This is a genomic window from Citrobacter sp. Cs237 (assembly GCF_030332325.1).
In the GTDB taxonomy this organism is placed as follows: domain Bacteria; phylum Pseudomonadota; class Gammaproteobacteria; order Enterobacterales; family Enterobacteriaceae; genus Citrobacter_A; species Citrobacter_A sedlakii.
Window position 1 is genome coordinate 1 of the sequence record NZ_JAOWIB010000106.1, and the last position, 13,284, is coordinate 13,284.

8 protein-coding genes are annotated in these 13,284 nt (G+C 55.4%); 6 read left to right on the plus strand and 2 right to left on the minus strand.

Going from position 1 to position 13,284, the window contains the following annotated elements; all coding sequences use genetic code 11:
* Positions 1-111: 111 nt before the first annotated feature.
* The gene (locus OGY07_RS13455) at positions 112-549 is read right to left on the minus strand and encodes an acetyltransferase (protein ID WP_042291320.1); all 438 of its coding nucleotides are present in this window, start codon (positions 547-549) and stop codon (positions 112-114) included.
* A 156-nt stretch (positions 550-705) separates the two neighbouring features.
* Between OGY07_RS13455 and metA the strand changes: the two genes are divergently transcribed.
* From metA to aceK, 4 genes are all read left to right on the plus strand, one after another.
* The gene (gene metA, locus OGY07_RS13460; protein ID WP_286601160.1) at positions 706-1,635 is read left to right on the plus strand and encodes a homoserine O-acetyltransferase MetA; all 930 of its coding nucleotides are present in this window, start codon (positions 706-708) and stop codon (positions 1,633-1,635) included.
* Between the two features lie 268 nt (positions 1,636-1,903).
* Positions 1,904-3,505 carry a malate synthase A gene (aceB, locus tag OGY07_RS13465; protein ID WP_042291316.1) on the plus strand — a complete coding sequence of 534 codons (1,602 nt, stop codon included), beginning with the start codon at positions 1,904-1,906 and terminating at the stop codon, positions 3,503-3,505.
* 31 nt (positions 3,506-3,536) lie between these two features.
* Positions 3,537-4,841 carry an isocitrate lyase gene (aceA, locus tag OGY07_RS13470; RefSeq protein WP_060570439.1) on the plus strand — a complete coding sequence of 435 codons (1,305 nt, stop codon included), beginning with the start codon at positions 3,537-3,539 and terminating at the stop codon, positions 4,839-4,841.
* Positions 4,842-4,946: 105 nt separating this feature from the next.
* On the plus strand, positions 4,947-6,689 hold the full coding sequence (gene aceK / locus OGY07_RS13475; RefSeq protein ID WP_286601163.1) for a bifunctional isocitrate dehydrogenase kinase/phosphatase: 1,743 nt from the start codon (positions 4,947-4,949) through the stop codon (positions 6,687-6,689).
* A 36-nt stretch (positions 6,690-6,725) separates the two neighbouring features.
* Here the strand turns inward: aceK and iclR are convergent, their stop codons facing one another.
* On the minus strand, positions 6,726-7,550 hold the full coding sequence (gene iclR / locus OGY07_RS13480) for a glyoxylate bypass operon transcriptional repressor IclR (RefSeq protein WP_042291309.1): 825 nt from the start codon (positions 7,548-7,550) through the stop codon (positions 6,726-6,728).
* Between the two features lie 196 nt (positions 7,551-7,746).
* Here iclR and metH point away from each other — a divergent pair, with 196 nt between their 5' ends.
* Together metH and OGY07_RS13490 are read left to right on the plus strand one after the other, a co-directional pair.
* On the plus strand, positions 7,747-11,430 hold the full coding sequence (gene metH, locus OGY07_RS13485; RefSeq protein ID WP_042291308.1) for a methionine synthase: 3,684 nt from the start codon (positions 7,747-7,749) through the stop codon (positions 11,428-11,430).
* A gap of 162 nt (positions 11,431-11,592) precedes the next feature.
* The gene (locus tag OGY07_RS13490; protein ID WP_042291306.1) at positions 11,593-13,227 is read left to right on the plus strand and encodes a Na/Pi cotransporter family protein; all 1,635 of its coding nucleotides are present in this window, start codon (positions 11,593-11,595) and stop codon (positions 13,225-13,227) included.
* The last annotated feature ends 57 nt before the right edge of the window (positions 13,228-13,284 follow it).

Consider the following 13,284-nt stretch of genomic DNA (forward strand, 5'->3'; position numbering starts at 1 on the left):
CCCCATGCGAGAGTAGGGAACTGCCAGGCATCAAACAAGTGAAAAGCCCATCCTGACGGATGGGCTTTTTGCGTTTCTGGCGCTGGTCTACACCATCCAACGCGATCTGACCTATCGATATACTAAATTCAACAACGGGTACGGTTTTCCCAGATCGTCCACTTCTGAACGGCCCGTTACTGTAAACCCCATTTTTTTATAGAATCCCACTGCCTGCGCATTCTGTTCGTTAACATTGGTTGTGAGCTCCGGGGCCAGTGTAAGTGCATGTTCAATCAATAATTTTCCAATTCCACATCCGCGAACGTCTGGATCCACAAACAGCGCATCCATATGTTCACCGGTCAGCAGCATAAAGGCCACAGGGACATCCTTTTCATCGACGGCCACCCATAACGGCGCTTCTGGCAGAAATGATTTCACCAGTTCCTCAAGCTCGGCTCGATACGCTTTTGACAGAAAATCATGCGTGGCATCGACTGAACGACACCAGATCTTGACCAACTTATCCCCATCATCATGTCGCGATCGGCGAATGTTAATAACCATACTTTCTCCTTTTCTTCACGCTTATAGTCTAACGCACTTACCGACGTGAAACTTTCTCACCTTCAACATGCAGGCTCGACATTTTGCTGATTTCTCGGTATCTTCGGCTATCTGGATGTCTAAACGTATAAACGTATGTTGTGAGGTTATCAGGTTATGCCGATTCGCGTGCAGGACGAGCTACCCGCCGTCAATTTCTTGCGTGAGGAAAACGTCTTTGTGATGACGTCTTCCCGCGCGTCAGGTCAGGAAATTCGTCCGCTGAAGGTACTTATTCTCAACCTGATGCCGAAGAAAATCGAAACTGAAAATCAGTTCCTGCGCCTGCTTTCCAATTCGCCGCTGCAGGTGGATATCCAGTTGCTCAGGATCGACGCGCGTGAGTCGCGCAACACGCCAGCAGAGCATCTGAATAACTTTTATTGCAACTTTGAAGATATCTGCGATCACAACTTCGATGGACTGATTGTCACTGGCGCACCGCTGGGGCTGGTTGAGTTTAACGATGTCGCTTACTGGCCGCAGATCAAACAGGTTCTGGAATGGGCGAAAGATCATGTGACCTCGACACTGTTTGTCTGTTGGGCGGTACAGGCTGCGCTTAACATCCTTTACGGTATTCCCAAGCAAACTCGCGCCGATAAACTGTCTGGCGTCTATGAACATCACATCTTGCATCCCCATGCCTTGCTGACGCGCGGTTTTGATGATTCCTTCCTTGCGCCGCACTCGCGCTATGCTGACTTTCCGGCGGCGCTGATTCGTGACTATACCGATCTCGAGATCCTCGCAGAAACAGAGGATGGAGACGCCTATCTTTTTGCCAGCAAAGATAAACGCATTGCCTTTGTGACCGGCCATCCGGAATACGATGCGCACACGCTTGCCAGCGAATATTTTCGTGATGTTGAAGCCGGGCTGAATCCGGACGTACCGTATAATTACTTCCCTAAAAACGATCCGCAAAACAAACCGCGCGCCACCTGGCGAAGCCATGGAAATTTACTGTTTACCAACTGGCTCAACTATTACGTCTATCAGATTACCCCGTACGATCTGCGTCGCATGAATCCAACACTGGATTAATCTTCTGCCGCTGACGATCCTAAAGCGTTTCAGCAGCTTGCATCAGGCACCTTCGGGTGCCTTTTTTATTTCCGAAATTCACTTCATCTTGTAATTAAACTTTATTATTAATGTTATCAATAAGTTGCTTGATAATTAAATTAAAAATGGAAATTGTTTTTGATTTTGAAATTTAATTGAGTAGTCTTAGTTGTGCTGAACGAAAAGCGCACAACGATCCTTCGTTCGCATTGGGGATGTAATGTGATCCATGACGAGGAGCTTAAGAATGAATCAACAGGCGACGACCACCGATGAACTGACCTTCACCAGGCCGTATGGCGAGCCGGAGAAGCAAATCCTCACCGAAGAAGCAGTGGCTTTTCTGACTGAACTGGTGACGCGTTTCACGCCCAAACGCAACAAGCTGCTCGCGGCGCGCATCCAGCAACAGCAGGATATTGACAACGGTAATCTGCCAGATTTTATTTCGGAAACGACTTCCATTCGTGAGGGTAACTGGACGATTCGCGGCATCCCGGCGGATTTACAGGATCGACGCGTTGAGATCACCGGACCGGTTGAGCGCAAGATGGTTATTAATGCCCTGAATGCCAACGTGAAGGTGTTTATGGCCGATTTTGAGGATTCACTGGCGCCGGAATGGAGCAAAGTGATCGACGGACATATTAACCTGCGCGACGCGGTCAATGGCACCATCAGCTACACCAACGAAGCCGGTAAAATTTACCAACTCAAGCCCGATCCGGCGTTACTCATCTGCCGCGTTCGCGGTCTGCATTTGCCGGAAAAACACGTCACCTGGCGCGGCGAGGCGATCCCGGGCAGCCTGTTCGACTTTGCGCTCTATTTCTTCCACAACTATCAGGCGCTGCTGGCCAAAGGCAGCGGCCCCTACTTCTATTTGCCGAAAACGCAGGCCTGGCAAGAAGCGGCATGGTGGAGTGAAGTCTTTAGCTACGCAGAAGATCGCTTCAATCTGCCACGCGGCACCATTAAAGCGACTCTGCTCATAGAAACGCTGCCTGCTGTTTTTCAAATGGATGAAATCCTCCACGCGCTGCGTGACCACATTGTTGGTCTGAATTGTGGCCGCTGGGATTATATCTTCAGCTATATAAAAACGTTGAAAAATCATCCGGATCGCGTCCTGCCGGACCGCCAGGTGGTGACAATGGATAAACCCTTCCTCAGCGCCTACTCACGCCTGCTGATAAAAACTTGCCACAAGCGCGGCGCGTTCGCGATGGGCGGCATGGCGGCGTTTATTCCGAGCAAAGATGCCGAGCGTAATAATCAGGTGCTCGAAAAGGTAAAAGCGGATAAAGCGCTGGAGGCGAAAAACGGCCACGACGGCACCTGGATTGCACATCCGGGGCTGGCGGATACCGCAATGGCAGTGTTTAACGAGGTGCTGGGTGAAAACAAAAACCAGCTTTTCGTCACCCGTGAGGAGGATGCGCCAATCACTGCCGAACAGCTTCTGGCGCCGTGTGAAGGAGAGCGTACTGAAGAAGGGATGCGCGCCAACATTCGCGTGGCAGTGCAGTATATCGAGGCGTGGATCTCCGGTAACGGCTGCGTACCGATTTACGGCCTGATGGAAGATGCGGCGACGGCGGAAATTTCCCGCACCTCCATCTGGCAGTGGATCCACCACGAAAAAACCCTCAGCAACGGCAAGCCGGTAACCAAAGCGCTGTTCCGCCAGATGCTGGCCGAAGAGATGCGGGTGATCCAGGACGAGCTGGGCGAGCACCGTTACAGCAGCGGGCGTTTTGACGACGCTGCGCGCCTGATGGAGCAAATCACCACATCAGATGAGTTAATCGACTTCCTGACCCTGCCGGGATACCGCTTCCTGGCGTAATTCACCACATAACAATATGGAGCATCTGCACATGAAAACCCGTACCCAACAAATTGAAGAATTACAAAAAGAATGGACACAACCGCGCTGGGAAGGCATTCGTCGCCCTTATAGCGCGGAGGAAGTGGTGAAATTACGCGGCTCGGTCAATCCGGAATGCACGCTGGCACAGCTTGGCGCGGCGAAAATGTGGCGCTTGCTGCATGGTGAGGCGAAAAAAGGTTACATCAACAGCCTCGGCGCGCTGACCGGTGGGCAGGCGCTGCAGCAGGCGAAAGCCGGTATTGAGGCGGTCTATCTGTCAGGCTGGCAGGTGGCGGCGGATGCTAACCTGGCCTCCAGCATGTACCCGGATCAATCGCTGTATCCGGCGAACTCGGTACCGGCGGTGGTGGATCGGATCAACAATACGTTTCGTCGTGCGGATCAGATCCAGTGGTCCAGCGGGATTGAACCAAACGATCCGCGCTATGTGGACTACTTCCTGCCGATCGTGGCGGATGCGGAAGCCGGTTTTGGCGGTGTGTTAAACGCGTTTGAGCTGATGAAATCGATGATTGAAGCCGGTGCAGCGGCCGTTCACTTTGAAGATCAGCTGGCTTCCGTCAAGAAATGCGGTCACATGGGCGGCAAGGTGCTGGTGCCAACGCAGGAAGCGATCCAGAAACTGGTTGCCGCGCGTCTGGCGGCGGATGTGATGGGCGTGCCTACGCTGCTGATTGCCCGTACTGACGCCGACGCGGCGGATCTGATTACCTCCGACTGCGATCCGTACGATAGCGAATTTATTACCGGCGAGCGCACCAGCGAAGGGTTTTTCCGCACCCGCGCTGGGATCGAGCAGGCAATCAGTCGTGGTCTGGCCTACGCCCCGTATGCCGATCTGGTATGGTGTGAAACCTCCACGCCGGATCTGGCGCTGGCGAAACGCTTTGCCGAGGCCATCCACGCCAAATATCCAGGCAAACTGCTGGCCTACAACTGCTCGCCGTCATTTAACTGGCAGAAGAATCTGGATGATACGACCATCGCCAGCTTCCAGCAGCAACTGTCGGATATGGGCTACAAATATCAGTTCATCACATTAGCCGGGATCCACAGCATGTGGTTCAACATGTTCGATCTGGCACATGCTTATGCGCAGGGCGAAGGCATGAAGCACTACGTTGAGAAAGTGCAGCAGCCGGAATTCGCCGCCGGTAAAGAGGGCTATACCTTTGTTTCTCATCAGCAGGAAGTGGGTACCGGTTATTTCGATAAAGTCACCACCATTATTCAGGGCGGCGCGTCATCGGTTACCGCATTAACCGGGTCGACAGAAGAGTCGCAGTTCTGATGACCTGATGTCCGGTGGCGCGCGCTTACCGGGTCTACGATAACCTGTAGGCCGGATAAGCGAATGCGCCATCTGGCATGATCATGTGCAGGATGGGGAGAAGCGATGACGCGTGGCCTGGAATTACTGATTGCACAAACCATTCTGCAAGGCTTTGACGCCCAGTATGGTCGGTTTCTGGAAGTGACTTCCGGGGCGCAGCAGCGCTTCGAACAGGCTGACTGGCACGCGGTTCAGCAGGCCATGAAACAGCGTATCCATCTCTACGATCACCATGTTGGTCTGGTAGTGGAACAGTTGCGCTGCATCACCGACGGCAAAAGTACCGATGCGGATTTTTTGCTGCGGGTAAAAGAACACTACACCCGGCTGTTACCAGACTATCCACGCTTCGAGATAGCGGAGAGCTTTTTTAACTCCGTCTACTGCCGGTTATTCGATCACCGTTCGCTGACCCCCGAGCGGCTGTTTATCTTCAGCTCCCAGCCGGAGCGACGCTTTCGCACCATTCCTCGCCCGCTGGCGAAAGATTTCTTTCCCGATCGCGGCTGGGAAGCGCTATTAACGCGCGTGCTCAGCGATCTCCCTCTGCGTCTGCCGTGGCAAAATAAAAGCCGTGATATTCGCTATATCACCCTGCATCTGACGGAAACCTTTGGCGCGGATGTGTTATCCCGTAGCCATTTGCAGGTGGCGAACGAACTGTTTTATCGCAACAAGGCGGCCTGGCTGGTGGGTAAGCTGGTCATGCCCGAGGGCACTTTGCCGTTCCTGCTGCCGATTCATCGCACTGATGAAGGCGAACTGTTTGTCGACGCCTGCCTGACCACTACGGCAGAAGCCAGCATCGTGTTTGGCTTCGCCCGCTCCTATTTTATGGTGTACGCGCCGCTGCCCGCCGCGCTGGTGGAGTGGTTACGCGAGATCCTGCCGGGGAAAACCACCGCCGAATTGTATATGGCGATCGGCTGCCAGAAGCACGCCAAGACCGAAAGTTATCGCGAGTATTTACTGTACTTGCGCAGTTGTGACGAACAGTTTATTGAAGCGCCGGGCATCCGTGGGATGGTGATGCTGGTGTTTACCCTGCCGGGATTCGACCGGGTCTTCAAAATCATCAAAGATAAATTTGCCCCGCAAAAAGAGATGTCTGCCGCCCATGTTCGCGCCTGCTATCAACTGGTGAAAGAGCACGATCGCGTCGGGCGTATGGCAGATACCCAGGAGTTTGAAAACTTCGTGCTGGAGAAACGGCAAATCGACCCGGCGTTATTGTCACTATTGCGTGAAGAAGCGCCGGAGAAAATCACCGACCTTGGCGATCACATTATCATTCGTCATTTGTATATTGAACGGCGAATGGTACCGCTGAATATCTGGCTTGAGCAGGTTGATGGCCAGCAGTTGCGTGACGCCATTGAGGAGTACGGCAACGCCATTCGCCAGCTTGCCGCCGCCAATATTTTTCCCGGCGACATGCTGTTTAAAAACTTTGGCGTTACCCGTCATGGCCGCGTGGTGTTTTACGACTACGATGAGATTTGCTACATGACAGAGGTCAATTTCCGCGATATCCCGCAAGCGCGGTATCCGGAAGATGAGTTGAGCGCCGAACCCTGGTACAGCGTATCGCCGGGCGATGTGTTTCCGGAAGAATTTCGCCACTGGCTGTGCGCCGATCCGCGCATCGGACCGTTGTTTGAAGAGATGCATGCCGACCTGTTTCGCGCCGACTACTGGCGAGCGTTACAGACGCGTATACGGGAAGGGCATGTAGAGGATGTCTATGCTTACCGGCGTAAGCAGCGGTTTTGCGTGCGGTACGCCGGTTCTGCGGAGCCGGCGTAGGCCGGAAAGGGCGCGTCGCCACCCGGTAAACCGGGCTTAACGAATTCCACCGTATGCCAGCGTCACTTCCTTCGCCGCCTTGATCACCATCGCGCCAAACTCAGTCACGCGGTCATCGGTGATGCGCGAAATCGGGCCGGAAATCGAAATGGCGGCGAACGGCTCGCGATGCTCATCATAAATGCACGATGCCACGCAGCGCAGGCCCAGCGCGTGTTCTTCATCATCAAACGAATAGCCGCGCTTACGGGTCTGGGCGAGATCATCCTTCAGATGGACAGGCGACACCAGCGTAGCATGGGTATAGGCATGCAGTCCTTTACGGTGCAGCAGACTGGTGACCTGCTCCTCGCTGAGTTGGGAAAGGAACGCTTTGCCCGCGCCGGAGGCGTGCATCGGCAGCTTGCCGCCGATAGGCGCTGACATGCGCATCAGTTGAGTACACTGCACCTGGTCGATAATAATCGCCTGATGGTCGCTTTGATCCAGCACCGCCAGATTCACCGTCTCGCCGGAATCTTCCATCAGACGTCGCAGGATTGGGTGGACAATCGCCAGCAGATTGCGGCTTTGCAGAAAGCTGCTGCCGACAATGAACGCATGCGCGCCGACCGCCCAGTGACCGAGATCGCCAACCTGACGGACGAAACCCTGCTGCTGCATGGTGGTCAGCAGGCGGTGGGTCGTGGAATTGGGTAAACCTGCCTGCTGCGCCAGCTCGGTCAATGCCACGCTGCCGTTGGACTCCGCGATCCATTCCAGCAGCTTCAGGCCACGGGTGAGCGACTGAACCTGTCCGGCGGCGGGGGCTGTCGTCGCGGCGGGTTTTCTACCGCGTTTCGCGGGAACGGTGGCAACCATGGCTGACTCCTTTTTCTGTATCGTGGAAATCATTTTCGTTTTATTCAATTATAATGCAAGCAGACTTAAACTGATCGGATGAGTGAAGCTGAACATGTCTCATGTTGTCTGTTGTTCTCTTTTCCACCTCTTCCGTTTGTGCCAGTATGACCTGTTGAGATTTTTTGGGTCTGGTTGAGCGTTGTCGGGAGCAAGTGTGAGCAGCAAAGTTGAACAACTGCGTGCGCAGTTAAATGAACGTATTCTGGTGCTGGACGGCGGTATGGGCACGATGATCCAGAGCTACCGTCTGAGCGAAGCCGATTTTCGCGGTGACCGTTTTGCCAACTGGCCTTGCGACCTGAAAGGGAATAACGACCTGCTGGTGCTCAGCAAACCGGACGTTATCCGCGCTATCCATGACGCTTATTTTGACGCAGGCGCGGATATCATCGAAACCAACACGTTTAACTCCACGACCATCGCGATGGCGGATTATCAGATGGAGTCGCTGTCGGCGGAAATTAACTTTGCTGCCGCGAAGCTGGCGCGAGCCTGCGCCGATGAGTGGACGGCGCGCACGCCGGAAAAACCGCGCTATGTGGCAGGCGTCCTCGGCCCCACTAACCGCACGGCCTCCATCTCGCCCGATGTGAACGACCCGGCGTTCCGTAATATCTCTTTCGATCAACTGGTGGCGGCCTACCGTGAATCCACGCGGGCGCTGGTGGAAGGCGGTGCAGACCTCATTCTGATCGAAACGGTTTTCGATACGCTGAATGCGAAAGCGGCGATATTCGCCGTGAAAGAAGAATTTGAGGCGCTGGGCGTGGAATTGCCGATTATGATTTCCGGCACTATCACCGACGCCTCCGGACGCACGCTTTCCGGCCAGACAACCGAAGCGTTTTACAACTCGTTGCGCCACGCCGAAGCGCTCACTTTTGGCCTGAACTGCGCACTGGGACCGGATGAGCTGCGCCAGTACGTGCAGGAACTGTCGCGTATTGCCGAATGCTACGTCACTGCCCACCCGAACGCCGGACTGCCTAACGCCTTCGGCGAGTACGATCTTGATGCCGATACCATGGCGAAGCAAATCCGCGAATGGGCGCAAGCGGGCTTCCTGAATATCGTCGGCGGCTGCTGTGGTACCACGCCGGAACATATTGCCGCCATGAGCCGCGCGGTAGAAGGCTTACCGCCGCGTAAACTGCCGGACATTGCTATCGCCTGCCGGTTGTCGGGGCTTGAACCGCTTAACATTGGCGACGACAGTCTGTTTGTGAACGTCGGCGAGCGCACCAACGTTACGGGTTCAGCGAAGTTCAAGCGCCTGATCAAAGAAGAAAAATACAGCGAGGCGCTGGATGTCGCCCGTCAGCAGGTGGAGAGCGGCGCGCAGATCATCGATATCAACATGGACGAGGGGATGCTCGACGCCGAAGCGGCGATGGTACGTTTTCTCAATCTGATCGCCGGGGAGCCAGACATCGCCCGCGTGCCGATCATGATCGACTCCTCTAAATGGGAGGTGATCGAAAAAGGGCTGAAGTGCATTCAGGGTAAAGGCATCGTCAACTCCATCTCGATGAAAGAGGGGGTTGAAACCTTCATCCATCATGCGAAGCTGCTGCGCCGCTACGGTGCGGCGGTGGTAGTCATGGCGTTTGATGAGCAGGGCCAGGCGGATACCCGCGCGCGTAAAATCGAGATTTGTCGCCGCGCGTACAAAATTTTGACCGAAGAGGTGGGCTTCCCGCCGGAAGACATTATCTTCGACCCGAACATTTTCGCTGTCGCCACCGGAATCGAGGAGCACAACAACTACGCGCAGGATTTTATTGGCGCGTGTGAAGACATTAAACGCGAATTGCCGCACGCGCTGATCTCCGGCGGCGTTTCTAACGTCTCGTTCTCGTTTCGCGGCAACGACCCGGTGCGCGAGGCGATTCATGCGGTATTCCTCTACTACGCCATTCGCAACGGCATGGATATGGGGATCGTCAACGCCGGACAACTGGCGATTTACGACGATTTGCCGACGGAACTGCGCGATGCGGTAGAGGATGTGATCCTCAACCGTCGCGATGATGGCACCGAGCGACTGCTGGAACTGGCGGAAAAATATCGCGGCAGCAAGGCTGATGATTCCGCCAACGCCCAGCAGGCGGAGTGGCGAAGCTGGGATGTGAAAAAGCGCCTCGAATACTCGCTGGTGAAAGGCATCACCGAATTTATCGAACAGGATACCGAAGAAGCCCGTCAGCAGGCTGCCCGCCCGATTGAAGTGATTGAAGGACCGCTGATGGACGGCATGAACGTGGTCGGCGATCTGTTTGGCGAAGGGAAGATGTTTCTGCCGCAGGTGGTCAAATCCGCCCGCGTGATGAAGCAGGCGGTGGCGTATCTGGAGCCGTTTATTGAAGCCAGTAAAGAGCAGGGCTCGAGCAATGGCAAGATGGTCATCGCCACGGTGAAAGGCGACGTTCATGACATTGGCAAAAACATTGTCGGCGTCGTTTTACAGTGTAATAACTACGAAATTGTCGATCTCGGCGTGATGGTTCCGGCGGAGAAAATCCTCAAAACCGCGAAAGAGGTGAATGCCGATCTGATCGGCCTTTCCGGCCTGATCACCCCGTCGCTGGATGAAATGGTGAATGTGGCGAAAGAGATGGAGCGTCAGGGCTTTACCATTCCGCTGCTGATTGGCGGCGCGACCACCTCAAAAGCGCACACGGCGGTGAAGATCGAGCAGAACTACAGCGGCCCGACGGTTTACGTGCAGAATGCCTCGCGCACGGTGGGCGTGGTGGCGGCGCTCCTGTCGGACACTCAACGCGATGAGTTTGTCGCCCGTACCCGTAAAGAGTACGAAACCGTACGTATTCAGCACGGGCGTAAAAAACCGCGCACGCCGCCTGTCTCGCTGGCTGCCGCGCGGGATAACGATCTGGCTTTCGACTGGGCAAGCTACACGCCGCCGGTGGCGCACCGTCTGGGCGTACAGGAGGTGGAGGCGAGCATCGAAACGCTGCGTAATTACATCGACTGGACGCCATTCTTCATGACCTGGTCGCTGGCCGGGAAATATCCGCGCATTCTTGAAGATGAAGTGGTGGGCGAGGAGGCAAAACGCCTGTTTAAAGACGCCAATGACATGCTGGATAAACTCAGCGCTGAGAAAACGCTCAACCCGCGCGGTGTGGTCGGCCTGTTCCCGGCGAACCGTATCGGTGACGATATCGAGATCTACCGCGATGAAACCCGCACCCATGTGCTTGCGGTCAGCCATCATCTGCGACAGCAAACCGAAAAAGTGGGTTTTGCCAACTACTGCCTGGCCGATTTCGTCGCGCCGAAGCTGTCCGGCAAAGCCGACTATATTGGCGCCTTCGCGGTGACCGGCGGGCTTGAAGAGGACGCGCTGGCGGACGCGTTCGAGGCCCAGCACGATGACTACAACAAAATCATGGTAAAAGCGATTGCCGACCGCCTGGCGGAAGCGTTCGCCGAGTACCTGCATGAACGTGTGCGCAAGGTGCACTGGGGCTATGCGGCAAATGAAAACCTCAGCAATGAGGATCTCATCCGCGAAAATTACCAGGGGATCCGTCCGGCGCCGGGGTATCCTGCCTGCCCGGAACATACCGAGAAGGGCACCATCTGGCAGTTGCTGGACGTTGAACAGCATACCGGCATGAAGCTCACCGAGTCCTTTGCCATGTGGCCTGGCGCGTCGGTATCAGGCTGGTACTTCAGCCATCCGGACAGCAAGTACTTCGCGGTGGCGCAGATTCAGCGCGATCAGGTGGAAGATTACGCGTTCCGCAAAGGAATGAGCGTAACGGAAGTGGAGCGCTGGCTGGCGCCTAATCTGGGCTACGATGCGGACTGACCCGTCAGACTGAAGTCACGTTTCCTTACAACTCCCGGGGCGCTCATTGAGCGCCCTGTCTCTTTCTTACAATTAAACCCTTATACTCAAGGCAGGCGCTGCGCAAAATTTATCGCTAATGAGCCTCAGGAAAACATATAAATATAAGGAGTACCTGATTCCGTGTTAACGCTGTTACACCTGCTTTCTGCTGTCGCCCTGCTGGTGTGGGGCACCCATATTGTGCGTACCGGCGTGATGCGCGTATTTGGCGCGCGCTTGCGTACCGTCCTCAGCCGTAGTGTAGAAAAGAAACCACTCGCCTTCTGTGCGGGGATTGGCGTCACTGCGCTGGTGCAAAGCAGTAATGCCACGACGATGCTGGTCACCTCATTTGTCGCTCAGGATCTGGTCGCCCTGACGCCTGCGCTGGTGATTGTGCTCGGAGCGGATGTGGGGACCGCGCTAATGGCGCGTATTCTGACCTTCGATTTATCGTGGTTGTCGCCACTGCTGATTTTTATCGGCGTGATCTTCTTCCTCGGGCGCAAACAGTCCCGCGCCGGGCAACTGGGACGTGTTGGTATTGGTCTGGGACTGATTCTGTTGGCGCTGGAGCTGATTGTCCAGGCGGTCACGCCGATCACCCAGGCTAACGGCGTGCAGGTGATTTTCGCCTCGCTGACCGGCGATATCATGCTTGATGCGCTGATCGGCGCGATGTTTGCCATCATCAGTTACTCCAGTCTCGCGGCGGTGCTGCTGACCGCGACCTTGACGGCGGCGGGCATTATCTCGTTCCCGGTGGCGCTGTGTCTGGTGATTGGCGCTAACCTCGGCTCCGGTCTGCTGGCGATGCTCAACAACAGCGCCGCCAATGCCGCTGCCCGTCGCGTGGCGCTGGGTAGCTTGCTGTTCAAGCTGGTGGGCAGCCTGATTATTCTGCCGTTCGTGCATCCGCTGGCGGACCTGATGGATGAATTGCCGCTGCCGAAGTCCGAACTGGTGATCTACTTCCACGTCTTTTACAACCTGGTGCGTTGTCTGGCGATGATCCCGTTCGCTGAACCGATGGCGCGGCTTTGCCAGCGATTGATCCGTGACCAGCCGGAGCTGGAGGCGCACCTGAAACCGAAGCATCTGGACGTCAGCGCGCTGGATACCCCGACGCTGGCGCTGGCCAATGCCGCTCGGGAAGCGTTGCGGATCGGCGACGCGATGGAACAGATGATGGTTGGACTGAAAAAGGTGATGCACGGCGAGCCGCGTGAAGAGAAAGAGCTGCGCAAAATAGCGGATGACATCAACGTGTTGTATACCGCTATCAAGCTCTATCTGGCGCGGATGCCGAAAGAAGAGCTGGCGGAAGAGGAGTCTACGCGCTGGGCGGAGATCATCGAAATGTCGCTTAACCTTGAGCAGGCATCGGATATCGTCGAGCGCATGGGCAGTGAAATTGCCGATAAATCGCTGGCGGCACGTCGCGCATTTTCTGTCGAAGGGTTAAAAGAGCTGGATGCGCTGCACGATCAACTGCTCAGTAACCTACAGCTGGCGATGTCGGTATTCTTCTCTGGCGACGTCACCAGCGCCCGACGACTGCGCCGCAGCAAGCACCGTTTTCGTATACTGAACCGCCGCTATTCCCACGCGCACGTCGACCGTCTGCATCAGCAGAACGTGCAAAGCATCGAAACCAGTTCTCTGCATTTGGGGCTGCTGGGTGACATGCAGCGTCTGAACTCGCTGTTCTGCTCAGTTGCTTACAGCGTGCTTGAGCAACCGGATGAAGATGACGAGCGTGACGAGTATCAGTGACAGTAAAGAGAGAGAAAAGCGAGCCCGGTGGCGCTGGCCGGGCCAGTGAGTGAACGT